Origin of the sequence: Mesorhizobium sp. M6A.T.Ce.TU.002.03.1.1 (assembly GCF_003997275.1) — a bacterium.
In the GTDB taxonomy this organism is placed as follows: Bacteria; Pseudomonadota; Alphaproteobacteria; order Rhizobiales; family Rhizobiaceae; genus Mesorhizobium; species Mesorhizobium mediterraneum.
In genome coordinates this window covers 1-24,118 of record NZ_RZTI01000052.1, presented here as the reverse complement: position 1 = coordinate 24,118, position 24,118 = coordinate 1, and the positions used below count along the sequence as shown (strand labels likewise).

The 24,118-nt window shown below is 61.7% G+C and carries 23 protein-coding genes and 1 pseudogene; 16 read left to right on the top strand and 8 right to left on the bottom strand.

Features of this window, described 5'->3' with window-relative positions; all coding sequences use genetic code 11:
• Window positions 1-11: 11 nt before the first annotated feature.
• Window positions 12-314, bottom strand: a pseudogene (locus tag EOC93_RS34845) (alpha/beta fold hydrolase); the annotation flags it as partial.
• A 520-nt stretch (window positions 315-834) separates the two neighbouring features.
• Window positions 835-2,088, bottom strand: a complete 1,254-nt coding sequence (gene tyrS, locus EOC93_RS16975; protein WP_095489694.1) for a tyrosine--tRNA ligase — start codon at window positions 2,086-2,088, stop codon at window positions 835-837.
• A gap of 260 nt (window positions 2,089-2,348) precedes the next feature.
• On the opposite strand from tyrS, the gene EOC93_RS16970 reads away from it, so the two are divergent.
• From EOC93_RS16970 to EOC93_RS16955, 4 genes are all read left to right on the top strand, one after another.
• Window positions 2,349-3,077 (top strand): glycosyltransferase family 2 protein, encoded by a 729-nt coding sequence (locus EOC93_RS16970; protein WP_095489607.1) that lies wholly within the window; start codon window positions 2,349-2,351, stop codon window positions 3,075-3,077.
• Window positions 3,070-3,402 carry a lipid-A-disaccharide synthase N-terminal domain-containing protein gene (locus EOC93_RS16965; protein WP_095489606.1) on the top strand — a complete coding sequence of 111 codons (333 nt, stop codon included), beginning with the start codon at window positions 3,070-3,072 and terminating at the stop codon, window positions 3,400-3,402. Before EOC93_RS16970 ends, EOC93_RS16965 begins: the two co-directional genes overlap by 8 nt.
• Before the next feature lie 84 nt (window positions 3,403-3,486).
• Window positions 3,487-5,088: a glycosyltransferase family 39 protein gene (locus tag EOC93_RS16960; protein WP_095489693.1), complete on the top strand. Its 1,602-nt coding sequence runs from the start codon at window positions 3,487-3,489 to the stop codon at window positions 5,086-5,088.
• Between the two features lie 162 nt (window positions 5,089-5,250).
• On the top strand, window positions 5,251-5,970 hold the full coding sequence (locus tag EOC93_RS16955) for a phosphatase PAP2 family protein (protein ID WP_245461480.1): 720 nt from the start codon (window positions 5,251-5,253) through the stop codon (window positions 5,968-5,970).
• Between the two features lie 6 nt (window positions 5,971-5,976).
• On the opposite strand, the gene EOC93_RS16950 is transcribed toward EOC93_RS16955, so the two are convergent.
• Together EOC93_RS16950 and EOC93_RS16945 are read right to left on the bottom strand one after the other, a co-directional pair.
• Window positions 5,977-6,627 (bottom strand): FMN-binding negative transcriptional regulator, encoded by a 651-nt coding sequence (locus EOC93_RS16950; RefSeq protein ID WP_095489604.1) that lies wholly within the window; start codon window positions 6,625-6,627, stop codon window positions 5,977-5,979.
• A gap of 5 nt (window positions 6,628-6,632) precedes the next feature.
• Window positions 6,633-7,307 carry an alpha/beta hydrolase gene (locus EOC93_RS16945; protein WP_095489603.1) on the bottom strand — a complete coding sequence of 225 codons (675 nt, stop codon included), beginning with the start codon at window positions 7,305-7,307 and terminating at the stop codon, window positions 6,633-6,635.
• Window positions 7,308-7,549: 242 nt separating this feature from the next.
• On the opposite strand from EOC93_RS16945, the gene EOC93_RS16940 reads away from it, so the two are divergent.
• From EOC93_RS16940 to sufA, 7 genes are all read left to right on the top strand, one after another.
• Entirely contained in the window at window positions 7,550-8,713 is a 1,164-nt protein-coding gene (locus tag EOC93_RS16940; RefSeq protein WP_095489692.1) for a cysteine desulfurase family protein, read from the top strand.
• Between the two features lie 188 nt (window positions 8,714-8,901).
• On the top strand, window positions 8,902-10,419 hold the full coding sequence (gene sufB, locus EOC93_RS16935) for a Fe-S cluster assembly protein SufB (RefSeq protein WP_029353581.1): 1,518 nt from the start codon (window positions 8,902-8,904) through the stop codon (window positions 10,417-10,419).
• 29 nt (window positions 10,420-10,448) lie between these two features.
• Window positions 10,449-11,204 (top strand): Fe-S cluster assembly ATPase SufC, encoded by a 756-nt coding sequence (sufC, locus tag EOC93_RS16930; protein WP_095489602.1) that lies wholly within the window; start codon window positions 10,449-10,451, stop codon window positions 11,202-11,204.
• A gap of 43 nt (window positions 11,205-11,247) precedes the next feature.
• A complete protein-coding gene (sufD, locus tag EOC93_RS16925; protein WP_095489691.1) occupies window positions 11,248-12,516 on the top strand; it encodes a Fe-S cluster assembly protein SufD in 1,269 nt (422 codons plus the stop codon).
• 52 nt (window positions 12,517-12,568) lie between these two features.
• Entirely contained in the window at window positions 12,569-13,810 is a 1,242-nt protein-coding gene (locus tag EOC93_RS16920; RefSeq protein WP_095489601.1) for a cysteine desulfurase, read from the top strand.
• A gap of 5 nt (window positions 13,811-13,815) precedes the next feature.
• Entirely contained in the window at window positions 13,816-14,208 is a 393-nt protein-coding gene (locus tag EOC93_RS16915; RefSeq protein ID WP_095489690.1) for an SUF system Fe-S cluster assembly protein, read from the top strand.
• 93 nt (window positions 14,209-14,301) lie between these two features.
• Window positions 14,302-14,682 (top strand): Fe-S cluster assembly scaffold SufA, encoded by a 381-nt coding sequence (sufA, locus tag EOC93_RS16910; protein ID WP_006206001.1) that lies wholly within the window; start codon window positions 14,302-14,304, stop codon window positions 14,680-14,682.
• Window positions 14,683-14,691: 9 nt separating this feature from the next.
• Here sufA and EOC93_RS16905 read toward each other — a convergent pair whose 3' ends face one another.
• The gene (locus EOC93_RS16905) at window positions 14,692-15,189 is read right to left on the bottom strand and encodes a GFA family protein (RefSeq protein ID WP_127205186.1); all 498 of its coding nucleotides are present in this window, start codon (window positions 15,187-15,189) and stop codon (window positions 14,692-14,694) included.
• Window positions 15,190-15,279: 90 nt separating this feature from the next.
• Here EOC93_RS16905 and EOC93_RS16900 point away from each other — a divergent pair, with 90 nt between their 5' ends.
• A complete protein-coding gene (locus EOC93_RS16900) occupies window positions 15,280-15,603 on the top strand; it encodes a TfoX/Sxy family protein (RefSeq protein ID WP_095489599.1) in 324 nt (107 codons plus the stop codon).
• Window positions 15,604-15,628: 25 nt separating this feature from the next.
• Here EOC93_RS16900 and EOC93_RS16895 read toward each other — a convergent pair whose 3' ends face one another.
• Window positions 15,629-16,567, bottom strand: a complete 939-nt coding sequence (locus tag EOC93_RS16895; RefSeq protein WP_095489598.1) for a carbohydrate kinase family protein — start codon at window positions 16,565-16,567, stop codon at window positions 15,629-15,631.
• A 274-nt stretch (window positions 16,568-16,841) separates the two neighbouring features.
• Between EOC93_RS16895 and recA the strand changes: the two genes are divergently transcribed.
• The 3 genes from recA to EOC93_RS16880 all read left to right on the top strand — a co-directional run bounded on the left by recA (window position 16,842) and on the right by EOC93_RS16880 (window position 21,713).
• Window positions 16,842-17,939 carry a recombinase RecA gene (gene recA, locus EOC93_RS16890; RefSeq protein ID WP_127205185.1) on the top strand — a complete coding sequence of 366 codons (1,098 nt, stop codon included), beginning with the start codon at window positions 16,842-16,844 and terminating at the stop codon, window positions 17,937-17,939.
• Window positions 17,940-18,207: 268 nt separating this feature from the next.
• On the top strand, window positions 18,208-20,874 hold the full coding sequence (gene alaS, locus EOC93_RS16885) for an alanine--tRNA ligase (RefSeq protein WP_127205184.1): 2,667 nt from the start codon (window positions 18,208-18,210) through the stop codon (window positions 20,872-20,874).
• Between the two features lie 35 nt (window positions 20,875-20,909).
• A complete protein-coding gene (locus EOC93_RS16880; RefSeq protein ID WP_348627603.1) occupies window positions 20,910-21,713 on the top strand; it encodes a PhzF family phenazine biosynthesis protein in 804 nt (267 codons plus the stop codon).
• 16 nt (window positions 21,714-21,729) lie between these two features.
• Here the strand turns inward: EOC93_RS16880 and EOC93_RS16875 are convergent, their stop codons facing one another.
• Both EOC93_RS16875 and EOC93_RS16870 read right to left on the bottom strand, forming a co-directional pair.
• Window positions 21,730-22,356 (bottom strand): glutathione S-transferase family protein, encoded by a 627-nt coding sequence (locus EOC93_RS16875; RefSeq protein ID WP_127205183.1) that lies wholly within the window; start codon window positions 22,354-22,356, stop codon window positions 21,730-21,732.
• Between the two features lie 12 nt (window positions 22,357-22,368).
• Entirely contained in the window at window positions 22,369-23,580 is a 1,212-nt protein-coding gene (locus tag EOC93_RS16870; protein ID WP_127205182.1) for an NADP-dependent isocitrate dehydrogenase, read from the bottom strand.
• Window positions 23,581-23,799: 219 nt separating this feature from the next.
• Here EOC93_RS16870 and EOC93_RS16865 point away from each other — a divergent pair.
• Window positions 23,800-24,118, top strand: a 319-nt coding sequence (locus EOC93_RS16865; RefSeq protein WP_281033146.1) for a TrmH family RNA methyltransferase, incomplete at its 3' end; no start/stop codon positions are given.

Sequence of the window (24,118 nt, the reverse complement as noted above, 5' to 3'; positions counted from 1 at the left end):
CTTCCTCTCCCTTCGATCTCCTTGAGGCTCGTTCCGAAATTCTTCAATACATGAACGGCATCGGCGGGCGCGCCGATCGTGGCGATGGCGCACCTCGGGAACATCCTTGGCCATCGCCAGGGACTGCCGCACCCTCCGATCGAATAGCCGATCAGCAAGGACGGTGCTCGGTAATGATTACGCAGATAGTCGACGGTCGAACGGAGGTCAGCGACATTCGAGGAGAAATTCGTCGGGGCGAATTCGCCCTCGCTCGATCCCAAGCCCGTGAAGTCGAAGCGTAGGACAGCGACTCCTTCGCGAGCGAGCCCAATTGGTTGAGAAGCACCATCCGCTCGTCCATCCGGAGGACCGGGCAATCTATATCGAAGGACTTCGCAAAGCCGGCCTCGGATGAGGCGAAGCGTCAATCGCTGCCCATTCCGAATTAGCAGCGCTCGTTGAACGAGTGCCCCCGCCCTCTCTCTATCGCTTCTCGGGCCCTTTTCTTCCAGCCCGTCCGACTTGGGTGAGATTCGGCGGCCGCCTCATCCAGGCGAATATCTGCTTTTCCACCTTGGCTGCACAAAGCGGACTGGCAGCCTTCGGCCCCGAACAAGACGTTCGGTGCATCGCCCTGAAGCGTCCGCAAGTGGTGCTACCTGCTCGTTCCGATCGATGAGACGAATGGCAATATTCACCCATCTCGGCCATTCTCAGTAGCCACCTGATTAAGTTTTACTTAGGCCGTGATCCCGAACCGAAGGTCAGTGCAGCAAGAAGCGAAACCGGTTTCGGAAAAGGTCATAGCTAATGGAGCCCATCCGATTCTATCGGGGACGGATCAGGCTTTGGTCAGACCGGCCGCACCAGAACGTGTTTTTTCTTGCCGAGCGACAGCTTTACGACCTCTTCCGGGCCAAGATCCTGAAGCGTCACCACCTTGCGATCGTCGGACACCGGCTGGTCGTTGAGGCGCACGGCGCCGCCCTGGATGTGTCGCCGTGCCTCGCCGTTGGACGCGGCAAGTCCGGCGATGACGAACAGCGACAATATGCCGACGCCACTTTCCAGATCGGCCCTGCCCACTTCGACAGTCGGCAGCGTGTCGGCGGTAACACCTTCCTCGAACGTTTTGCGCGCCGTCTCTTCCGCTTGCTCTGCGGCGGCACGGCCGTGCAGCAGCGTACAGACTTCAGTCGCTAGGATCTTCTTCGCCTCGTTGATTTCGGAGCCGCCAAGCCGTTCCAAACGCGCGACCTCGTCCAGAGGCAACGTCGTGTAGAGCTTGAGAAAGCGGCCGACATCGGCGTCCTCGGTGTTGCGCCAGTATTGCCAGAATTCGTATGGCGACAGCATTTCGGCATCGAGCCAGACAGCGCCTGAAGCCGACTTGCCCATCTTGGCGCCGGATGAGGTGGTGAGCAGGGGCGTGGTCAGCGCGTAAAGCTGCGCGCCCTCCATGCGATGACCGAGATCGATGCCGTTGACGATGTTGCCCCACTGGTCGGAACCACCCATCTGCAGCCGGCAGCCGAGACGCTTGTAGAGCTCGACGAAGTCATAGGCCTGCAGGATCATGTAGTTGAATTCGAGGAACGACAGTGATTGCTCGCGCTCGAGCCTGAGCTTGACCGAATCGAAGGCCAGCATGCGGTTGACGGAGAAGTGCCGGCCGACATCGCGCAGGAAGTTGACGTAGTTGATTTCCATCAGCCAATCGGCGTTGTTGACCATGATGGCGTCGTTCGGACCACCGCTGAATTTGAGGTAGGGCATGAAATTGCGGCGGATACCGGCCAGATTGTCCTCAATGTCCTGCGGCGTCAGAAGCTTGCGTGCCTCGTCCTTGAACGACGGATCGCCGATCATCGAGGTCCCGCCGCCCATCAGCGCGATCGGCCGGTGACCGGTCTGCTGCAGCCAGTGCAGCATCATGATCTGGATCAGCGACCCGGCATGCAGGCTCTTGGCGGTCGCATCGAAGCCGATATAAGCGCTCACCGTCTCCTTGGCGAAAAGCTGGTCGAGGCCGGCATCATCCGAAATCTGGTGGATGAAACCGCGCTCGCTCATTATGCGCAGGAAATCGGATTTGAAGGCGGACATCTTTTCTTTCCCGAAAGCGCCCAACCGAAGCGGATCGGGCGTGGTATGCGTGAAGGCGGGCGTTTAGCATCCAAGCGCGATCAGCAAAAGGGGAATCCGGTTTTGCGGCCCGCGCGGATGGCGTGCGGATGCTTGCTTCATCGTTTGGGCTGGCGTAATGAGGCGCCGCGCCAGCGGGTTCTTGCAGCACTTACCCCGCTGGAACGGCACCGCACGGCATCGAATCGAATGCCATATCCTGTGACAGAGCCCGACGCGATATGCCGGAGATATCCATCATCATTCCTTGCCGGAACGAGGCGGCGAACCTGCCGCTTCTGCTCGATGAGATCGGGGCGGCGATGGCCGGGCGCGACTTCGAGGTGATCGTCGTCAACGATGGCTCGACCGACGAAACCGCTTCGGTCCTTGCCGTCCAGGCAGTACTTCGGCCGTTTCCGCTTCGCCACCTCCGGCATGAGAAATCCGCCGGCCAGTCGCTCTCTGTGCGTTCGGGCGCATGGGCGGCCCGCGGCGATATCGTCGCTACGATCGACGGCGACGGCCAAAACGATCCCAAATACATTCCGGTGCTGGTCGACGCCCTGCGGCAGGCCGGTCCCGATTTCGGTGTTGCGCAAGGAGAGCGCCTGAAGCGCCGTGACAGCAAGATCAAACAACTGGCGTCCCGTTTTGCCAACTGGCTGAGAAAGGCCATCCTGCATGACGAGACCCGCGACACGGGCTGCGGCCTGAAGGCGATCCATACCGGTATCCTCAGGAAATTGCCGTTCTTCGACGGCACGCACCGCTTTGTTCCGGCGCTCGTCATCCAGGAGGGGTATCGCGTCGTGCATTGCGACGTCGTCGACCGCTCTCGCCGCCACGGTAAGTCGAATTACGGAATTTTCGATCGCGGCCTGCAAGGGGTGCTTGATCTCGCCGGTGTCTGGTGGCTGCGCCGTAGGCGCCGGAGAATGCCAAAAACAGAGGAAATCAGGCATGGCTAACGTGCTTCAGGAATTGGCGATCTGGCTTCACGAGGTCTTCGTCAAGCAATTCGATGCGTGGGTTCTGCTCGGCTTCGTCGCTCAGTTCTTTTTTTCGATGCGCTTCGTCGTGCAGTGGATCGCGTCGGAAAAAGCCAAGCGCAGCGTCGTGCCGATCGCTTTCTGGTTCTTTTCGCTGTTCGGCGGCAGCCTGCTGCTGATCTATGCCATCCAGCGGCAGGATCCGGTGTTCATCGCCGGTCAATCCATGGGCATGTTCATCTATGTTCGCAATCTCTGGCTGATTGCCAATGAGCGCAAGGCGGCGATGACGAAGGTCGACTGAGCGACGGGCCTCCGTAAGAAGCAAACCGAAGGGGCTGACGTGGCGAGCAGGAACTATCTTTTTCTCTTCCTGTTCAGCCTGCTGATGACGATTTCGGGACTGGCGGCCATGCCGCCGCTCGACCGCGATGAGCCGCGCTTCGTCCAGGCCACCAAACAGATGGCCGAGACCGGCGACTATGTCGACATTCGCTTCCAGGAACGCTCACGCTACCAGAAGCCGATCGGCATCTACTGGTTGCAATCGGCAGCCGTCGCGCTGAGCGGCGAGGGCGCCGAGGCGCCGATCTGGGTGTATCGACTGGTCTCGGCGCTGGGTATCGCCATTGCCGTTGTGGCGACGGCCTGGACAGGGGCCAATCTTTTCGGCGCCAACGCCGGTCTGGCCGCCGGCCTTGTCATGGCTGCGATCTTCGCGACGGCTTTCGAGGGGCGTGACGCCAAGACCGACGCGATGCTTTTGGCCTGCTGCGTGGCGGCGCAAGGCGCGCTGGCGCAGATCTATACGTCGTCGCGGCGGAACGAAGTCGTCGGCAGCCACCTGCCATGGATATTCTGGGTAGCCCAGGGTGCGGCAATCCTGATCAAAGGGCCGATCGCGCCGCTGCTGTCGGCGCTGACGGTCGCCGTGCTGTTCGCGTTCGAGCGGGACTGGCGCTGGCTGTCGAAGCTGAAGGCGGGGCGCGGCCTGGCTCTCGTGTTGCTGATCATCCTGCCCTGGCTCGTCCTGATCACCTGGAAAAGCGGCGGCACTTTCCTGCAGCAGGCAGTCGGCAAGGATATGCTCGGCAAGGTCGCACAGGGCGAGGAATCGCATGGCCTGCCGCCCGGCTTCTATGTCTTGACCTATTCGCTGTTCATGTGGCCGTTCGGCCTGATCGCGGTGGGTGCCGGGCTCCAGGCACTCAATCGTCTGCGCGACGATCCCCGGCTCCGCTTCTGCCTCGCCTGGTACATTCCGTTCTGGCTACTGTTCGAACTGATCCCGACAAAACTGCCGCACTATGTCCTGCCGGCCTATCCCGGCATGGCGCTCATGGTCGGTTGGCTTTTGACATTGAAGCCGCAGGACGCGAACGCGCCGCTCCAGCGCTGGCAGACCTGGTTGTGGTGGGCGACTGCCTTTGGCCTCGCCTTGGTCACAACAGGCCTTACCGTGCTCTGCATTGCCGCGCCGCTGTATTTTACCGGCACCTTCTCATGGTGGAGCATTCCGGCTGCCCTTGCTGCGCTCGGAGCCGGCTATCTCGGCTTCTCGCGCCAACTGCAAGTGCGGCTCGGCCGTATTGGGGCAATCGCGATTTGCGCCGGTACCACCTACGCCGTGCTGTTCGGTGTCATCGCGCCGTCGTTGAAGCCTATTTGGATGAGCCGCGAGATCGAGGCTGCGGTTCGCGCCAATCGACCCTGCGAGACGATGGTGCTTGCCTCGGCCGGGTATCACGAACCGAGCCTGGTATTTCTGGTGGGCACAGAAACGATATTGACCAATGTCGATGGTACTGCGCAACATCTGCTTGCCGATCCTGCCTGCGCGCTGGCGCTAGCACCGGTTGGCGAGGAAAAGCGGCTGGACGACCTGCTGGCAGGGCAGGGCAGGTTGGCGAACCGCGTCGCCCGGATCGATGGCGTCAACTATTCATCGGGGGAGAAAATGTCACTTGGTCTATACCGGATCATCAACTGACTTCAGTGGTTTGACATGAGCATTGGTCGCAGAGCTCTGGTTCTTGAGCTGCTTCGAAAGCTGCCGGCGCGGTCGGTGGGCAATCTCCAGAAAACGATAGCGATCGCTCGTTCCCGATTTGCGAGGCGGCCGGCCAATTATTCCAGGATGCCATGGCTGACCTTGGTAGTCGCCTATCTGCTTCTGACCGCTGCCAGCATGGTTTTCCTGGATGGCATTGCCGTCAGCTGGCGAGACCGCTGGCCGAACGGGCTTGTCGCGGTCGCCAACGGCTTTACCAGTTTCGGCTTGGGCGGCTGGTATCTCATACCGCCGCTGGTGCTGTTCGTGCCGGCCAATCTGCTGGACTGGCAAGCCCTTTCAAGGCGTTGGCGCATGGTTGCATACAACTGGACCTGCTTCGCCTTCTTCGTGCTGAGCGCGGCCGGTTTGTCGGGGCTGACGGTGACGGTCTTGAAGCACGTCTTCGGCCGCAGCCGGCCAGTCCTGGACATGGGGTTATTCTCGTTCCGCCCATTCGAGTTCGACCCGTATTTCGCCAGTTTTCCCTCCGGCCATGCAACGAATATGGGCATGCTTGCGGCCGTGGTGATCCTTCTTTCCCCGGCATGGGGGAAATACGTTGTTTTGCCCATCACCGTCTGGGTAGCGGCGACGCGGATTGCGGTCGGTGCACACTATCCGAGCGATACGATCGCGGGCTTCGGCCTCGGCATGGCTTGCACCGTCGTTACGGCGCTGGTCTTTGCCCGGCTCGGCTTCATCTTCCGCCAAACTGCGGCGGGACTGCCGATCCGCAAGAAGACATTCAGGCTCAGCGCGGCGTGGCGCAAGCCGGCCGGGTCGACACCGACGCCTGTCCTGGCAGCAGCCAATCCCTGACGGATACTACTTGCTATCCAGCCCGCCGTAGGATCGTACCAGCCGGACCATGTCGGGCGAGTTCGGGCTCTCGCTCTCGAGCCCTTCGGCAACACCGCTACGGTCGGCGATCGGCCGGTTCTGGCTGACCTTCCACTTGCCTTGGATGTCAGTGATCTCGATTTCCAGCCCGACAATGCCCTTGATCTGCGACTGGATGAAGGTGGTTGGCGCGTCGGTCACCGCCCAAGGTGCTTCGCGAGCGCCTTCCTGTGACACCGTCAAATCGGAAATCTGCTGGGCCAGCCAGTCCTGGTCCTCGATCACCGTTACGATGCCGCGCACCTGGACAATGGCGTAGTTCCAGGTCGGCACGACCTTGCCGGTCTCGCGCTTGGTTTCATACCAGGACGGCGTCACATAGGCGTCTGTGCCCTGGAAGACGACCAGCACCGGCGATGCCGGGCTGTCGGCCAGCAGCCGCCATTGCGGATTGGCTCTCGCCAGATGCGCGCGCAACCTGCCGTTCGGCGGCACATCGGCGTCGAGCAGGAACGGGATCGCGTTGGCGACCGGCCCCTCGGCTCCATTTGAGATCAGCAGGCCAAGCGGATGCGCCCGGATCAGCCCGTGCAGCACGTCCTGCCGCGTTTCCTGGAAATGAGGGGGCTGGTACATCGCTGCTATCTCAGCCGTTTCGGCCGCGGGTCGGACAATTCACCGGCCAACCGGCGATCGAGATAGTCCGCGCATTCCTGGAGCAGGAGGTCCGCATCGTTGGAGAAGAAATGGTTGGCGCCGGGCAAGGTCTTCTGGGTGATGGTGATGCCCTTTTGCGTATGCAATTTGTCGACCAGCCCCTGCACATCCTTCGGCGGCGCCACCTTGTCGGCGTCGCCATGGATGATGAGGCCAGACGACGGGCAGGGCGCCAGGAACGAGAAATCATAGGTGTTGGGCTGCGGCGCGATCGAGATGAAGCCTTCGATCTCCGGCCGGCGCATCAGAAGCTGCATGCCGATCCACGAGCCGAACGAATAGCCGGCGACCCAGCAGCTCTTGGAATCCGGGTGCAGCGACTGCACCCAGTCAAGTGCCGCGGCCGCATCCGACAATTCGCCGGTGCCATGGTCGAATTCGCCCTGGCTGCGGCCAATGCCGCGAAAATTGAAGCGAAGCGTGGTGAAATCCCGCTTCTGGAACATGTAGAAGAGGTCGTAGACGATCTTGTTGTTCATCGTGCCGCCGAACTGGGGGTGCGGATGCAGGACGATGGCAATCGGCGCGCTCTTTTCCTTGGAAGGCTGGTAGCGACCCTCCAGGCGGCCGGCCGGACCGGTAAAAATGACCTCAGGCATAAAATACTCCACATGGCATAAGAATGCGCGGCGCCCGGAACAACTCTTCCTCTGGCCTTGACGCAGGGCGAGCGTCTTCTTAGAAGCTAGTTTAGAATTGTTCAAAACTGGGTGGCCAAAAAAATCGTGGCTCGGCCACCCGCGCCGCAAGTCGCGTAAATAGGACGGCTTGCCTTGCAATTTCAAGGAAATAACGCGCTATCCTCGCGGAATGGCTCTTGAAGGGACCAATCGAAACGAAAATGACCGGAAGACGCGCCTATCTCGACTATAATGCCAGTGCGCCGCTGCTTGCCGCGGCGCGTGCGGCAATGATTGCCGCCCTCGATGCCGCCGCCAACCCGTCTTCGGTCCATGCCGAGGGGCGCGCCGCACGGCGGCTGATCGAGAATGCGAGGCGCGATGTGGCAGCACTGGTCAACGCCAGGGCCGAGCATGTCGTGTTCACCTCCGGTGCGACGGAAGCCGCCTCGACGTTGCTGACGCCGGATTGGCAGATGGGGCGCGGCACTATCCGCATGGGCCGGCTCTACGTCTGCGAGGCCGACCATCCTTGCGTGCTGAATGGCGGGCGTTTTCCAGCAGCCCAGGTGACGCGGATCGGCGTCGAGGGCAACGGCATAATCAAGCTGGACGCGTTGGCGGCGGCACTCGCCGCGCACGACAAGGTAGACGGCCTGCCGCTGGTGGCGACCCATGCCGCCAACAACGAGACCGGCGTCATCCAGCCCGTCGACCGCATCGCCGAAATCGTCAAGGCGGCGGGCGGCATCCTGGTCGTCGACGCCGTGCAGGCGGCCGGTCGCATTCCGCTCGATATGTCAGCGGGTTACGCCGATTACTTGATTCTGTCTTCGCACAAGATCGGCGGTCCCAAGGGCGTTGGCGCCATCGTCGCCGCTTCGGACCTGATGATGCCGAGGCCCTTGATCACGGGCGGCGGCCAGGAAAGGGGTCATCGCGGCGGCACCGAAAACCCGGCCGCGATCGTCGGTTTTGGCGCGGCGGCGCGGGAGGCCCTGATCGGATTGAAGAGCATTGACGCAGTCGGTCGCCATCGCGACGAGATCGAGGCCTTCGTAAAAACGCTGGTGCCGGATGCGGAAATCTTCGGAACCGGCGCGCCGAGGCTTGCCAATACGACATTCTTCGCTATTGCGGGCATCAAGGCCGAGACGGCGCAGATCGCCTTCGACCTGGCCGGCGTGGCGCTGTCGGCCGGATCGGCCTGTTCGTCGGGCAAGGTCGGCCCGAGCCATGTGCTGAAGGCCATGGGGCACAGTGACAGCCTTGGCGCTTTGCGCGTGTCCATCGGCCACGCAACGAGCGCCGAGGACATCGAACTGTTCCGTGCCGCGCTGGCAGATATTGCCTCGCGCCGCGGGGGCAGGGAAAAAGCCGCCTGAGTGCGGCAGAATGATGCAGGCCTTCCGGCCTGGTAGAGCCGTGCGTTTCATGGTGGCCGGGTGAATTTCCGGCAGGGACGCACTATATGGAACTTACGCCGCTTAGGGTTGCCCTCGGGGTACTCGTTTCGCGGTGCCATAGTTTGAAAACTGCCGGGCCTTGACCCCGGCGTGGATGGAGAACGCATATGCCTGCTGTGCAGGACACGATCGATCGGGTCCGAAAGATCGACGTCGACCAGTATAAATACGGATTCCAGACCGAAATCGCGATGGACAAGGCCCCAAAGGGCCTGAGCGAAGATATTATCCGCTTCATTTCAGCGAAGAAGGACGAGCCGTCCTGGATGCTGGAATGGCGTCTGGAAGCCTATCGGCGCTGGGTGACGCTGGACGAGCCGAAGTGGGCGCGCGTCCATTATCCGAAGATCGATTTCCAGGACCTCTACTACTATGCGGCGCCCAAGAGCACGCCGGGACCGACCTCGCTGAGCGACGTCGATCCCGAACTGTTGAGGGTCTATGAAAAGCTCGGTATCCCGCTGAAGGAACAGGAAATCCTCGCCGGCGTGCAGAAAACCGATGTGTCGGAATTCGAGGAAGCCAGCGACAATGTCTACAAGTCTGGTCGCGTCGCCGTCGATGCTGTGTTCGATTCAGTTTCCGTCGTCACCACCTTCAAGAAGGAGCTGGCACAGGCCGGCGTCATCTTCTGCTCGATCTCGGAAGCCATCCGCGAGCATCCGGAACTGGTGAAGAAGTATCTCGGTTCGGTCGTGCCGACCTCCGACAATTTCTACGCCACGCTGAATTCGGCGGTGTTCACCGATGGCTCCTTCGTGTTCGTGCCCAAGGGCGTGCGATGCCCGATGGAATTGTCGACTTATTTCCGCATGAACGAGAAGAATACCGGCCAGTTCGAGCGCACGCTGATCATCGCCGAGGAGGGGGCATACGTCTCCTATCTCGAAGGCTGCACGGCGCCGCAGCGCGACGAGAACCAGCTTCACGCCGCCGTGGTCGAACTGATCGCGCTCGACGATGCCGAGATCAAATACTCGACGGTGCAGAACTGGTACCCCGGCGATGCCGAGGGCAAGGGCGGCATCTACAATTTCGTCACCAAGCGTGGCGACTGCCGTGGCGATCGCTCGAAGATTTCGTGGACGCAGGTCGAGACCGGCTCGGCGATCACCTGGAAATATCCGAGCTGCATCTTGCGCGGCGACGATTCCAGCGGCGAGTTCTATTCGATCGCCGTGTCGAACGGCTACCAGCAGGTCGATAGCGGCACCAAGATGATCCATCTCGGCAAGAACACGTCGAGCCGTATCATCTCCAAGGGCATTGCCGCCGGCTTCTCGCAGAACACCTATCGCGGGCAGGTCTCGGCGCACCGCAAGGCGACCAACGCCCGCAACTTCACCAATTGCGACTCGCTGCTCATCGGCGACCAGTGCGGCGCGCATACCGTGCCCTACATGGAAGCCAAGAACGCGACGGCGCAGTTCGAGCATGAGGCGACCACCTCGAAGATTTCCGAGGACCAGAAATTCTACGTCATGCAGCGCGGCATTCCGGAAGAAGAGGCGATCGCGCTGATCGTCAACGGCTTCGTCAAGGACGTCATCCAGCAACTGCCGATGGAGTTCGCGGTCGAGGCGCAGAAGCTGATTGGGATTAGCTTAGAGGGCTCGGTCGGCTGACCGGATAAAAATTTTCAGGAAAAGAAAAAATGCTTGAGATCAGAAACCTGCATGCCCGCATCGTCGATGACGGCACCGAGATCATCCGCGGCTTGAACCTGACGGTGAAAGCCGGTGAGGTCGCCGCCATTATGGGCCCTAACGGCTCAGGAAAATCGACGCTGTCCTACATCCTCGCCGGTCGCGAGGATTATGAAGTGACCGAAGGCGAAATCCTCTACAACGGCCAGTCGATCCTCGAAATGGACCCGGCCGAGCGTGCCACCGCAGGCATCTTCCTCGCCTTTCAGTATCCGATGGAGATACCGGGCGTGGCGACGATGGAATTCCTGAAAGTGGCGATGAACGAGCAGCGCAAGGCGCGCGGCGAGGAGCCGCTGAAGATCCCCGAATTCCTGAAGCGCGTGAAGGACGCGGCCGCCTTGCTCGACATGGACATGGCAATGCTGAAACGGCCGCTCAATGTCGGCTTTTCCGGCGGCGAGAAGAAGCGCGCCGAGATCCTGCAGATGAAGCTTCTGGAGCCAAAACTGTGCGTGCTCGACGAGACTGATTCCGGCCTCGACATCGATGCGCTGAAGATCGTCTCGGAAGGCGTCAATGCGTTGCGCGCGCCAGACCGCGCCATCGTCATCATCACCCACTACCAGCGCCTGCTTCAGTACATCGTGCCGGATAGTGTGCACGTGCTCTACAGAGGCCAGGTGGTCAAGTCCGGCGACAAGTCGCTGGCGCTCGACCTCGAAGCCAATGGCTATGCCGGCGTGATCGGCCAAGCCGCGTGAGATGCCAGAAGGCCCAGAAGGCAAGCCAAACAAGGCGAAACTGATGAATATACACACGACACCCCAGCGAACGCCGGCCGAAACAGCGCTGATCGACGCCTTCAGCGACCGGCTGTCGCTGCTGCCCGGCGACGGCACGGTGATGCTGAAGCGCGACGACGCCATCGAGGCGATCAAGAGCGGACTGCCGACGCGGCGCATCGAATCCTGGCATTACACCGACCTGCGCCGTCTGCTGAATGCAGTGCCGGACTTCGATCCGGCAGCCGCCGCGAAAGCCATTGCGCCGATCGTTGAGGGCTCCGTCATTTTGCCGGTGCTGAACGGCGTGTCGAGCGCGAAAGTGCCTGTCATCGACGGCGTTATCGTCCAGCGCCTGTCGGAGAAATTAACCGACGGCAGCATCGCACCTGGGCTCGATCCCTACGGCACCGACGATGCCATCGGCGCACTGAACACAGCCTTTGTCGCCGACGGCTATTTTGTCGACATCGCCGATGGCGCCGAACTGGACAAGCCAGTCGAGTTGCAGAACCTGCAGGCCGGCGGCCAGACGCATGTGCGCCTGGCCGTCCGCGTCGGTGCCGGCGCCAAGGCTGTCATCGTCGAGCGCCAGACGGGCGAGGGCGCCGCACTGGTCAGTTCGGTCAGCCAGCTTCTGCTTGACGAGGGCGCCGACGTGACGTGGCTGATCGTGCAGGAGCAGCCGGATACGGCCACGCATCTTGCCCAGTTCAAGGCGCATCTTGGCAAGAATTCCAAACTGACGCTGTTCGTGATGAATGCCGGCGGCAAGCTGGTGCGTCAGGAGATCGTGGTCAAGACGACAGGCGAAGGCGCCGATTTCACGCTGCGCGGCATCAACCTGCTTGCCGGCGACACCCATACGGACGTGACCATGGTGCTCGACCATGCCGTGCCGCACACGGCTTCCACGGAAGTGATCCGCAACGTGGTGACGGGAAGAGCGCGCGGCGTCTTCCAGGGGCGCATCAACGTCCACCAATATGCGCAGAAGACCAACGCCAAGATGGCCTGCAACACGCTGCTTCTGTCGGACGACGGCGAGTTCTCGACCAAGCCGGAGCTCGAGATCTTCGCCGACGACGTCGTCTGCGGCCATGGCGCGACCGTCACCGAGATCGACCACAGCCATCTGTTCTACCTGATGGCGCGCGGTATCGACGAGAAGTCGGCCCGTGGCCTGTTGGTGAAGGCGTTCGTCGCCGAGGTGATCGAGGAACTGGACGACGAGGCGATTGTCGAGGCGCTGGAAACGAGGCTCGACGGCTGGTTCGCGACGCACGGGTGAAGTGGGTGAGGGGTGCTGGACGGAATGAGGCGATGCCTCGAGAGAGCTTGTGATGGACCAGAAAGTCGAAAACATCCCCTACGACGTCGAGGCGATCCGCCGCGACTTCCCGATCCTGTCGCGGGAAGTCTACGGCAAACCGCTGGTCTATCTCGACAATGGCGCTTCGGCACAGAAGCCGCAGATCGTGCTCGACACCATCCAGCACGCTTATTCCCAGGAATACGCCAACGTCCATCGCGGGCTGCATTTCCTGTCGAATGCCGCGACCGATGCCTATGAGAAAGCGCGCGAGACGGTTCGCCGTTTCCTCAACACGCCAAGCACCGACAACATCGTCTTCACTTCCAACACGACCGCGGCGATCAACACTGTCGCCTACGGCTATGGCATGCCCAATATCGGCGAGGGCGACGAAATAGTCCTTTCGATCATGGAGCACCATTCCAACATCGTGCCGTGGCATTTCATCCGCGAGCGGCAGGGTGCCAAGCTTGTCTGGGTGCCGGTCGACGATCTCGGCGTCTTCCATATCGAAGAGTTCGAGAAGCGGCTGACCGATCGCACCAAGCTCGTCGCCATCACGCACATGTCGAATGCGTTGGGCACGGTGACGCCGATCAAGGAGATCGTCCGTATCGCGCACGCGCGCGGCATTCCGGTGCTGGTCGACGGCAGCCAGAGCGCCGTGCATATGCCGATCGACGTCCAGGATCTCGACTGCGATTTCTTCGTCTTCACCGGCCACAAAGTCTACGGGCCCTCGGGCATCGGCGTGCTCTATGGCAAGAAGGACATGCTGGAACGCATGCGCCCATTCATGGGCGGCGGCGAGATGATCGAGGAGGTGACGCAAGACATCGTCACCTACAACGATCCGCCGCACCGCTTCGAGGCCGGCACGCCGCCGATCGTGCAGGCGATCGGGCTGGGCTCTGCGCTGGAATACATGGAAAAGATCGGCCGCGAGCGCATTGCCGCGCACGAGGCCGATTTGAAGGATTATGCCCATCAGCGGCTGCGGGCCATCAACTCGCTGCGCATCTTCGGCGATGCGCCCGATAAGGGCGCCATCATCTCCTTCGAGCTTCAGGGCATTCATGCCCACGACGTGTCGATGGTAATCGATAGGCAAGGCGTTGCTGTCCGCGCAGGCACGCATTGCGCCCAGCCGCTGTTGAAACGTTTCGGCGTAACCTCCACATGCAGAGCATCGTTCGGCATGTATAATACCAGGGCCGAAGTCGACGCTTTGGCAGATGCGCTCGAAAAAGCGCGAAAGTTCTTCGGGTGACGATCATGGATGATGCAGGCCGCACCGCTGAGACCACTTCGGAAACGACCGCTAACGGTCTAGTTTCCGCCTCGGCCATTCCCGCCGACGAACTGGCGCGGCTGACCGACGACATCGTCTCGGCGCTCAAGACAGTCTACGATCCGGAAATCCCGGCCGACATCTACGAGCTTGGCCTGATCTACAAGATCGACATCGAGGACGACCGCTCGGTCAAGATCGACATGACGCTGACCGCGCCGGGCTGTCCGGTGGCCGGCGAAATGCCCGGCTGGGTGGAGAATGCCGTCGGCGCCGTCGAAGGCGTGTCCGGCGTCGAGGTCAACATGACCTTCGATCCGCCCTGGTCGCCCGACCGCATGTCGGAAGAGGCGCAGGTCGCGGTGGGCTGGTATTAATGGGCATACTTGCGCCGGGCAGAAAATTTCACCATTTTAGGTGAGGAATCATTCGGCAGGCCTTGAACCTGCACGCAATGGAGAAAGAAGAAGATGGGACGCTTCGCCGTCATCACGATGACCGAAAAGGCTGCTGACCGGGTGCGCGAGATCGTCGCAACCCGTGAGAATGCGCATGGCATTCGTCTCGGCATCAAGAAGGGCGGCTGCGCCGGCATGGAGTATACGGTCGACCTGGTGACCGAGCCGAACACCAAGGACGATCATATCGAGCGCGACGGCGCCCATGTCTATGTCGCGCCCGAAGCGGCGCTTTTCCTGTTCGGCACCGAGATGGATTTCGAGCAGACGACGCTGCGCACCGGCTTCACCTTCCGCAACCCGAACCAGAGTTCGGCCTGCGGTTGCGGCGAATCGGTTGAGCTCAAGCCGGCCGATCTGAAGGCACTGGCCGAGGCACGCGCTTCGGCCTGATCGGGCTCCTCACTCCACCCACATTTTTGTTCGTTTGTGCCAGTCGGCGATCGACTCTTCCGGGTAGACGTCGAACACCTTGTCGCCCTTGCCGACGTCAGGTTCGACCCAGTTCGCCTTGTATTTCAGCATGAGATGCACCTTTTCAGGTGGTTTCGGCAGGTCTGTGTCGATCGCCGGCGCGAAGGGATGGACCAGTTCCGGCCAGGTCGGATCGTAGAGCCACAGTGCCGATCCGCATTTCCGGCAGAAATTCCGCTCGCCCGTTGAAACCTCGCATTGCGGATGCTCGTCGTCCTCGATCTCCGCCTGGTAGACGCCAAGATTGCGTTTGCCCTTGATTTTCAACGTGTCGAAATCGGCGCCGAGATTGATGGCAAAGCCACCGCCGCCCTGCTGCTTGCGGCAGATCGAGCAGTAGCACAGCATGAACGGCACCGGCGTGTGGCTTTCCACCTCGAAACGGACAGCGTTGCACCGGCAGGACCCTTTGAGCAGAAGCGGCATGAAAAAACTCCGACGAAATTGGTCTCAACTTGTCAGGATGGTGCTGGTTGCGGCGATGACAAGGAGAAATCCCGATGACATGATCGCGGCATGGACAATGAACGCATCGCCGAACTTTTCGAAGGCTTGGGCCCGGTCAGCATCCGCAAGCTGTTCGGCGGCAAGGGCATCTACTTCGACCGGGTCATCGTCGCGATCGTCCTTCGCGGTGAACTTTTGCTGAAGGCCGACGCGGAAAGCGCGCCGGAATTCGAAGCGGCCGGCTGTCGGCAATGGACCTATACCGGCTCGAGGCATGGCAAACTCGTGTCCATGCCATACTGGAGCATCCCTGACAGTGCCTTCGATGATCCGGATGAGATGGCGGTCTGGGCACGCCGGGCCTATGAGGCGGGGCTGCGGGCCGGCAAGTAGGCTTGCCTCCCCGCTGGTCATCACCTCATGCCAAGTCCTGCGCCTCGGGCACAAGGGTCAGCGCCTCAGCAAAACTCGCCGCCGTAAAAGCCGGCGCACGCCCCATACCCTCGCTGGCAAGCATCGCCACGGCAACGCCTTCGCGTAGCGCCGCACGTAGTGTCAGGCCGTTGAGCAGGGCAGCCACCGTTGCACCCCCCAGCGCATCGCCGGCGCTGTCCGACACCTTTCCTGGGGCTGGCGGCAGGATCGAGAAGGCGCCGACCTCGTCGAAGCCCAGCACCGGACCGTCATCCGCCGTCACGACGCCGCCTTTGAGGTCCGCGCGCCTCAGGCCGTCGATGATATCTTGCTCCGCAGCACCGATACCCACATCGGCGAGTGCGATGGCCTCGCGCCGGTTCATGAAGACCAGCGCCAGACTGCCGAGCATTGGCGCGAGTCGCGCCGCCTTGGCCGGTGAGACGGCAAGGGCGAAAACCGGCTTGCCGGCGGCAAGCGCCACCAGCCGCTCAAGTGCTGCCGATGGCAGGTTTGCGTCGCACAGGATCGCATCGGCAGTGCTGATCGCCTCGCGCACCTTGGCGCGGCGGATCTGCTTGGCAAGCGCCAGATCGTAGAGCGCCATGTCGGCAAGGCCGACGATCAGCGCACCGTCGCCGTCGACCAGCATCGTGTTGCTCGGCGTCGCGCGATCGAGGAACACCGCGGACAGATCGGCAATGCCGGCAGCATGGATGGCGCGCGAGACCGTATCGGCCAGAACATCACCGCCGCGCACCGAAAGCAGCGAGCCGGAAACGCCGCGGCGCACGGCGCTGCGCAGCGCATTGAAGACGGCGCCGCCGACAGCCTCGCGCATCGTGCCGGGATTCGACGCTGCCGGCACAAAGGCGCCCGAAACCTGGCCGCGCCGATCTATATAGGCGCCGCCTACGGCCAGGATTGTCGGCGACTTCATCATGCCGGCGAGAAGACCATTGCTGTTGCCAGGTGAAGACTAGGTTGTCCGGCGGAACCCGGCAACCGGAGGCGCGATTCGGAAGATGCCGGCACGATCCTGCGGGAGACGCGGGATACATCTTGGCGTGAAAGCGCGAAACAAAAAAAGAACAAATGCGGATACTTTTTGTTTTTCAATGGGTTGTATCCCCTTGCCAAATGAGAACAAAAAAGGTACAAATTAATAAGGATTACGGATTGTCCGGCCTTCATTGACGACCAAGGGGTGATGTATCATGGCTCAGAATTCTTTGCGGCTTGTAGAGGACAAAGCAGTGGATAAATCAAAGGCTCTGGATGCGGCGCTGTCGCAAATCGAGCGTGCCTTCGGCAAGGGCTCGATCATGCGGCTCGGCGCAAACGAGCAGGTCGTCGAGATCGAAACGGTGCCGACCGGCTCGCTTGGCCTCGACATCGCGCTTGGCGTCGGCGGTCTGCCGCGCGGCCGCATCGTCGAGATCTACGGGCCGGAAAGCTCGGGCAAGACGACGCTAGCGCTGCACACGGTGGCCGAGGCCCAGAAGAAGGGCGGCATCTGCGCCTTCGTCGATGCTGAGCATGCGCTCGATCCGGTCTATGCCCGCAAGCTCGGCGTCGATCTCGAGAACCTGCTGATCTCGCAGCCTGATACCGGCGAGCAGGCGCTGGAGATCTGCGACACGCTGGTGCGTTCCGGCGCCATCGACGTGCTGGCGGTCGATTCGGTCGCGGCGCTGACGCCGCGCGCCGAAATTGAGGGCGAGATGGGCGATTCGCTGCCGGGCCTGCAGGCCCGCCTGATGAGCCAGGCGCTGCGCAAGCTGACCGCCTCGATCTCGCGCTCCAACACCATGGTCATCTTCATCAACCAGATCCGCATGAAGATCGGCGTCATGTTCGGTTCGCCCGAGACCACGACCGGCGGCAACGCGCTGAAATTCTATGCTTCGGTCCGCCTCGACATTCGCCGCATCGGCTCGGTCAAAGACCGCGACGAGGTCGTCGGCAACCAGACCCGCGTCAAGGTCGTCAAGAACAAGCTGGCGCCGCCCTTCAAGGTGGTCGAATTCGACATCATGTATGGCGAGGGCGTGTCCAAGACTGGCGAGCTGGTCGACCTTGGCGTCAAAGCCGGCGTGGTCGAGAAGTCGGGCGCCTGGTTCTCCTACAATTCGCAGCGTCTCGGCCAGGGCCGTGAGAACGCCAAATTGTTCCTGCGCGACAATCCCGATACGGCGCGCGAGATCGAATTGGCGCTGCGGCAGAATGCCGGGCTGATCGCGGAGAAATTCCTCGAGAATGGTGGTTCCGAAGGCGGCGACGATGGTTTCGAGGATGAAGCCGGCGCGATGTGAGGCTTCGGTGGTGGCCGGAGTTTGGCCATAATTCCCGCTCATCACCTGCAGCTCATGTAATCGAGTTCTGTATTGTTGCGTTTCGAACCGCCGGCCTAGCGCCGGCGGTTTGCGTTTCAGCGGCGGCGCCGAGATGACCGACAAGCCCTGCAAATTGGCCCAATTCCGTGTTTCTGGACAGGGTGCAACGCGGCGGCTAAAAGGCCATGTCCATTTGCCGTCGGCCGGGCCGACGGCTCTCTCTAAAAGTTAAAAGGCAGTATTATTCATGAGTGGCGTTAACGAGATCCGGTCGACATTCCTCGACTATTTCCGCAAGGAGGGTCACGAGGTCGTCGCGTCGAGCCCGCTGGTGCCGCGCAACGATCCGACGCTGATGTTCACCAATGCCGGCATGGTGCAGTTCAAGAACGTCTTCACAGGCCTGGAAAAGCGACCTTATTCGCGTGCCACGACGGCTCAGAAGAGTGTGCGCGCCGGCGGCAAGCACAATGACCTCGACAATGTCGGCTACACCGCCCGCCACCTGACCTTCTTCGAGATGCTCGGCAATTTCTCGTTCGGCGACTATTTCAAGGAACGCGCTATCGAGCTTGCCTGGAACCTGATCACCAAGGAGTTCGGGCTGAAGCAGGACAAGCTGCTGGTCACCGTCTATCACACCGATGACGAGGCCGCCGCCTTCTGGAAGAAGATCGCCGGCTTTTCCGACGATCGCATCATCCGCATTCCGACCTCGGACAATTTCTGGGCGATGGGCGACACCGGACCTTGTGGGCCGTGCTCGGAGATCTTCATCGACCGTGGCGAGCACATCTGGGGCGGGCCTCCCGGCAGCCCCGAGGAGGACGGCGACCGTTTTCTCGAATTCTGGAACCTGGTGTTCATGCAGTATGAACAGGTGACGAAGGACGAGCGCATCGACCTGCCGCGCCCGTCGATCGACACCGGCATGGGCCTGGAGCGCATGGCCTCCATTCTGCAAGGGGTGGAGAGCGTCTTCGAGACCGACCTGTTCCGTCACCTGGTCGACGCTGCGTCGTCCGCGCTCGGCCGCGGTCCGGATGCGGACACCGTCGGATCGTTCCGCGTCATCGCCGATCATTTGCGTTCGTCTTGCTTCCTGGTGGCCGACGGCGTGCTGCCGTCCAATGAAGGCCGCGGCTATGTGCTTCGTCGCATCATGCGCCGCGCCATGCGCCATGCACAGTTGCTCGGTGCCCGCGATCCGCTGATGTGGCGCCTGGTGCCGGCGCTGGTGCGCGAGATGGGCCAGGCCTACCCGGAACTGGTGCGCGGCGAACAGATGATCACCGAGACGCTGAAGCTTGAGGAAACGCGTTTCCGCAAGACGCTGGTGCGCGGCCTGGGCCTGCTTTCAGAGGCGACGGAAAGACTGGGCGCCGGCGACATGCTGGATGGCGAGACAGCCTTCAAGCTCTACGACACCTATGGCTTTCCGCTCGATCTGACGCAGGACGCGCTGCGTCAGCGCAACATCTCGGTCGATCTTGCCGGCTTCACCAATGCGATGGAGCAGCAGAAGGCCGAGGCGCGCAAGAGCTGGGCTGGCTCCGGCGAGGCCGCGACCGAAACGGTGTGGTTCCCGGTGCGCGAGAAGAACGGCGCCACCGAGTTCCTCGGTTACGAGACCGAGCAGGCGGAAGGCCTCATCCAGGCGCTGGTCAGGGACGGCAAGACCGTTGACAGCGCGGCCAAGGGCGACGCCGTTGCCGTGGTCGTCAACCAGACGCCGTTCTATGGCGAATCCGGCGGCCAGATGGGCGACACCGGCCTCATTTTAGGCGAAGGGTTCTCGATCGAGATCTCCGATACGCAGAAGAAGGCCGATGGGCTTTTCGTGCATCTCGGCAAGGTGATCAGCGGCACGGTCAACACGGGCGGAACCGTCGAGCTGAAGGTCGACCATGCGCGCCGCTCCAGGCTGCGCGCGAACCATTCCGCGACGCATCTGATCCATGAGGCGCTGCGCGAGGTGCTCGGCACTCATGTCGCGCAGAAGGGCTCGCTGGTTGCGCCCGAGCGTCTGCGCTTCGACATCTCGCACAACAAGCCGATTTCGCCGGACGAGCTCGAAGAGGTCGAGCGCATGGCCAACGAGATCGTCGTCCAGAACAGCCCGGTGTCGACGCGCCTTATGTCGGTCGACGACGCCATCGCCGAGGGCGCCATGGCGCTGTTCGGCGAGAAGTATGGCGACGAAGTGCGCGTCGTTTCGATGGGAATGGGCTTGCATGGCGCCAAGGCCAACCGACCCTATTCGGTCGAGCTCTGCGGCGGCACGCATGTCAGGGCGACCGGCGATATCGGTCTGGTGCGCGTCGTGTCGGACAGCGCTGTCGCCGCCGGCGTGCGCCGTATCGAGGCGTTGACCGGAGAGGCGGCCAGAAAGCATCTCGACGAGCAGGACAAACGGCTGAAGGCGGTCGCTGCCACGCTGAAGATTTCGCCGGCCGACGTGCCGGCCCGCGTCGAGGCGCTGCTCGATGAGCGCAAGAAGCTCGAAAAGGAACTGACCGAGGCGCGCAAGAAGCTGGCGCTGGGCGACCGCTCGCCATCCGGTGTGCCTGCGGAAAACGAAACCATTGCCGGTATCGGTTTCCTTGGCAAGGCGGTATCCGGCGTCTCGCCAAAAGATTTGAAGCCGTTGGCCGATGCCGGCAAGAAGTCGCTCGGCTCCGGCATCGTGGTCTTCGTTGGCGCCGGCGAGGACAACAAGGCGAGCGTCGTGGTCGGTGTCACCGACGATCTGACCGCTCGCTTCAGCGCCGTCGATCTGGTGCGCGTGGCATCCGCTGCCTTGGGCGGGCAGGGCGGCGGCGGTCGGCCTGACATGGCCCAGGCCGGCGGCCCGGATGCCTCGAAAGCCGAGGAAGCGATTGCTGCGGTGAAGGCGGCGCTGGAAGCTGCGTGAATCCTGCACCAGTCAGGCGAGGCCGGAGTGGCAGCGTGGATGATGTGGCAACGTTGACCATGTATCAAGTCGACGCCTTTGCCGAACGGGCTTTCCAGGGCAACCCTGCTGCCGTTCTCATTTTGGCGGACTGGCTATCGGACGATGTGATGCAGGCCATCGCAAACGAGAACAATCTTGCTGAAACCGCGTTTGCGCGGCCGAATGGCAAGGGTTGGGATTTGCGCTGGTTCACGCCGGTTCATGAAGTCGACTTCTGTGGCCATGCTACTCTTGCGACCGCCCATGTATTGGCCGCGGAACACAATGTGTCTGGCGACATGGCCTTTGCCACGCGGGTGGGTGAGTTACGGGTTTCCCAGCGGGAAGGTGCCTACCAGCTCGATCTGCCGTGTTTTCCGCCGCAGCCGCTCGGAGGGAAGTTAACGCTGGCGCTGCAAGAGATATTTCCTCTGGGCACGGTTTCGAGCTTCCGCAATTTCGAAAACCTGTTTGTCGAGCTTGCCGACGAGGCTTCCGTACGGTCATTCGTTCCCGATCTGCTGAGGATCGGAACCCTTCATCCTCTTGGCCTGGTCATTACGGCGCCTGGGCGAGCCCATGATTTCGTCTCGCGTTATTTCGTGCCTGGGGCGGGCATTCCCGAGGATCCGGTGACGGGCTCCACTCATGCGACACTGGTGCCTTACTGGTCTGAGAAACTCGGCAAGACGCATCTGTCGGCATTCCAATGCTCGCATCGCGGCGGGCATTTGCTATGTGACTTGGTCGGAGATCGCGTGCTGATCGTAGGTCGTGCGAAAACCTTCATGAAGGCGGAAATCTACCTTCCCGAATGAACAACTGCCATTTGCCTCAGCCTGCCTTTTCAGTTCGGGAAAAGCTTGGACGCTGAGCTATGCGGGTCCACCAGTCGTGGATGTCGGCAAACTCCGCCAGCAGGTTTTGACCCTCGGCAACCTTGACGAAATAGCCGATGATTGGCGCGGCGTGCAGGTCGGCGAGCGTCAGCTCCGCTCCCAACAGCCATGGCCCCTCGGCTTTCAGCGAGGAGAGCGCCTGTAATGCCGTTCTCGCCTGCCGAAGTCCGGCGACGATCAAAGCCTCGTCAGGCGCCGTCTTCTCCAGCCGCTCGACGGCGACATCCCAGACCATAGCCCGATAGGCATAGGCGTCGAGCATGCCGATGATCTGGTTCATGGTCGCCCGACTGCGCGCCTCTTGCGGTTGCAGCGCCGGCCCGTCGAACGCCTCGTCGACATATCTGGCAATTGCGCTGGTCTCGCAAAGCCGAAACCCGTCATGCTCGAAGGCAGGGATGCGACCGAACGGGTGATGGCCGAAATACCAGCGGGGAACACCGTCCGCCGCGAAGACATCGACCGGCACAAGCTCATAGTCGATGCCCTTTTCCTCGAGCACGAGGCGGACGATGCGCACATAGACGCTGTAGTCCGCCCCGTAGACGACGGGCTTGTTCATCTCGTTTGGCCGTCAGGCCATCGCCTTCTGCAGATTCTCATCGATCTTGTCGAGGAAGCCGGTGGTCGAAAGCCATGGCTGGTCGGGGCCGATCAGCAGCGACAGGTCCTTGGTCATGAAGCCGGCCTCGACGGTCTGGATGCAGACCCTTTCGAGCGTCTCAGCAAAACGCTTCAGGTCGGCGTTGTCGTCGAGCTTGGCGCGATGGGCGAGGCCGCGCGTCCAGGCGAAGATCGAGGCGATCGAATTGGTCGAGGTTTCCTCGCCCTTCTGGTGCTGGCGATAGTGGCGGGTAACGGTGCCGTGCGCGGCCTCCGCCTCCACCGTCTTGCCGTCCGGCGTCATCAGCACCGAGGTCATCAGGCCGAGCGACCCAAAACCTTGCGCCACCGTGTCCGACTGCACGTCGCCATCGTAGTTCTTGCAGGCCCAGACATAGCCGCCCGACCATTTCAGGCTGGAGGCGACCATGTCGTCGATCAGCCGGTGCTCGTACCAGATCTTTTTCGCCTTGAATTCGGCCTCGAATTCAGCCTCGTAGACTTCCTGGAAAATGTCCTTGAAGCGGCCGTCATAGGCCTTGAGGATGGTGTTCTTGGTCGAGAGGTAGACCGGGTAGTTGCGCAGCAGGCCGTAATTCAGCGAGGCGCGGGCGAATTCCCGGATCGACTCGTCGAGATTGTACATGGCCATGGCGACGCCGGCGGCCGGCGCATCGAACACCTCATGCTCGATGACCTTGCCGTCCTCGCCGACGAACTTGATCGTCAGCTTGCCCTTGCCGGGAAAGCGGAAGTCGGTGGCACGGTACTGGTCGCCGAAGGCATGACGGCCCACTATGATCGGCTTGGTCCAGCCGGGCACCAGCCGCGGGACGTTCTTCATGATGATCGGCTCGCGAAAGATGGTGCCGCCGAGGATGTTGCGGATGGTGCCGTTCGGCGACTTCCACATCTTCTTCAGCTTGAATTCCTCGACACGCTGCTCGTCGGGCGTGATCGTTGCGCATTTCACGCCAACGCCATGTTTCTTGATGGCATTGGCCGAATCGATCGTCACCTGGTCGTTGGTGGCGTCGCGGTGCTCGACGCTGAGGTCGTAATATTCAAGCTTGAGGTCGAGATAGGGGTGAATCAGCTTATCCTTGATGAACTGCCAGATGATGCGGGTCATCTCGTCGCCGTCGAGTTCGACGACCGGGTTCGCCACCTTGATCTTCGCCATGGAAAGAATGCCTCATTGTTGGGGATCGGAACGGCCTTGCCCGCATGGCTTTCGGCCGGGGATGCGGCCCGTATATCAAAGCATTTTTGGCCGCGCAAACGGCGATCCGCGTGGCCTGGCTCGACTACCGCCATCGGCCTCTCCTTGTGAACGCTTCATTTTCGCGGCCGGATATGGCAGGGGACGCTGAAATGCCGCAAACAGCAGTTCATTGACATCATGCAAGCCAGTAACGACATCCCTCCTGCCGCAGGCCCGGCGATCATCCTCGTCGAGCCGCAGCTCGGCGAGAATATCGGCATGGTCGCGCGCGCCATGGCGAATTTTGGGCTTGCCGAACTGCGCCTCGTGAATCCGCGCGACGGCTGGCCAAGCGAGAAGGCGCGCGCTGCCGCGAGCCGCGCCGACCATGTCATCGATGCTGTCACGGTCTTTGACGATCTGGCCTCGGCGGTTGCCGACCTGAACTTCGTCTTCGCCACCACGGCGCGCGCGCGTGATAATTTCAAGCCGGTGCGCGGACCGGTCGAGGCGGGCA

Excerpts from the sequence above, each read along its gene's own strand:
- alaS (WP_127205184.1), top strand. The coding sequence starts at position 18,208 with ATGAGTGGCGTTAACGAGATCCGGTCGACATTCCTCGACTATTTCCGC.
- EOC93_RS16965 (WP_095489606.1), top strand. The coding sequence starts at position 3,070 with ATGGCTAACGTGCTTCAGGAATTGGCGATCTGGCTTCACGAGGTCTTC.
- sufB (WP_029353581.1), top strand. The coding sequence starts at position 8,902 with ATGCCTGCTGTGCAGGACACGATCGATCGGGTCCGAAAGATCGACGTC.
- EOC93_RS16870 (WP_127205182.1), bottom strand. The coding sequence starts at position 23,580 with ATGGCGAAGATCAAGGTGGCGAACCCGGTCGTCGAACTCGACGGCGAC.
- EOC93_RS16915 (WP_095489690.1), top strand. The coding sequence starts at position 13,816 with ATGGATGATGCAGGCCGCACCGCTGAGACCACTTCGGAAACGACCGCT.
- sufC (WP_095489602.1), top strand. The coding sequence starts at position 10,449 with ATGCTTGAGATCAGAAACCTGCATGCCCGCATCGTCGATGACGGCACC.
- EOC93_RS16875 (WP_127205183.1), bottom strand. The coding sequence starts at position 22,356 with ATGAACAAGCCCGTCGTCTACGGGGCGGACTACAGCGTCTATGTGCGC.
- sufA (WP_006206001.1), top strand. The coding sequence starts at position 14,302 with ATGGGACGCTTCGCCGTCATCACGATGACCGAAAAGGCTGCTGACCGG.
- EOC93_RS16895 (WP_095489598.1), bottom strand. The coding sequence starts at position 16,567 with ATGATGAAGTCGCCGACAATCCTGGCCGTAGGCGGCGCCTATATAGAT.
- EOC93_RS16920 (WP_095489601.1), top strand. The coding sequence starts at position 12,569 with ATGGACCAGAAAGTCGAAAACATCCCCTACGACGTCGAGGCGATCCGC.
- EOC93_RS16945 (WP_095489603.1), bottom strand. The coding sequence starts at position 7,307 with ATGCCTGAGGTCATTTTTACCGGTCCGGCCGGCCGCCTGGAGGGTCGC.
- recA (WP_127205185.1), top strand. The coding sequence starts at position 16,842 with ATGGCTCAGAATTCTTTGCGGCTTGTAGAGGACAAAGCAGTGGATAAA.
- EOC93_RS16950 (WP_095489604.1), bottom strand. The coding sequence starts at position 6,627 with ATGTACCAGCCCCCTCATTTCCAGGAAACGCGGCAGGACGTGCTGCAC.
- EOC93_RS16905 (WP_127205186.1), bottom strand. The coding sequence starts at position 15,189 with ATGCCGCTTCTGCTCAAAGGGTCCTGCCGGTGCAACGCTGTCCGTTTC.
- EOC93_RS16960 (WP_095489693.1), top strand. The coding sequence starts at position 3,487 with ATGACGATTTCGGGACTGGCGGCCATGCCGCCGCTCGACCGCGATGAG.
- EOC93_RS16900 (WP_095489599.1), top strand. The coding sequence starts at position 15,280 with ATGGACAATGAACGCATCGCCGAACTTTTCGAAGGCTTGGGCCCGGTC.
- tyrS (WP_095489694.1), bottom strand. The coding sequence starts at position 2,088 with ATGTCCGCCTTCAAATCCGATTTCCTGCGCATAATGAGCGAGCGCGGT.
- EOC93_RS16940 (WP_095489692.1), top strand. The coding sequence starts at position 7,550 with ATGACCGGAAGACGCGCCTATCTCGACTATAATGCCAGTGCGCCGCTG.
- EOC93_RS16970 (WP_095489607.1), top strand. The coding sequence starts at position 2,349 with ATGCCGGAGATATCCATCATCATTCCTTGCCGGAACGAGGCGGCGAAC.
- sufD (WP_095489691.1), top strand. The coding sequence starts at position 11,248 with ATGAATATACACACGACACCCCAGCGAACGCCGGCCGAAACAGCGCTG.